Genomic DNA, 265 nt, shown 5'->3' with positions numbered 1-265 from the left:
ATCAGAATAAGCGAGTGGTTGCAATGGTTGCGAGGAACTTATCCACATACTATACAAACTGTTGAAGAAATATTGTCCACAACGGTTAGTTTTGTGAAAATGTTGTCGATAATGATTGTGGATAGAAAAAACGAGGAGAAAGATATCCACATTGGCTTTTTTTCGCTTCGTCCATCCCGTTTTCCCGCTTCCAAAAAAATCTTTTAAGCTAAAATTGAGGAAAAATGAAATTAGGCTTTCGAAGAAAATTGATATGTGTTATCCT

Annotated in this window: 1 protein-coding gene; it reads left to right on the top strand. The window is 35.5% G+C overall.

What is annotated here, in order from left to right; translation table 11 throughout:
* Nucleotides 1-207, top strand: a 207-nt coding sequence (locus tag CH339_RS25750; RefSeq protein WP_210207409.1) for a hypothetical protein, incomplete at its 5' end; no start/stop codon positions are given.
* Between the last annotated feature and the right edge of the window lie 58 nt (nucleotides 208-265).

The sequence above is a fragment of the Rhodobium orientis genome, from assembly GCF_003258835.1.
In the GTDB taxonomy this organism is placed as follows: Bacteria; Pseudomonadota; Alphaproteobacteria; order Rhizobiales; family Rhodobiaceae; genus Rhodobium; species Rhodobium orientis.
Note: the sequence above shows the minus strand (reverse complement) of the source record. Positions and strands in the feature narration are given on the sequence as shown.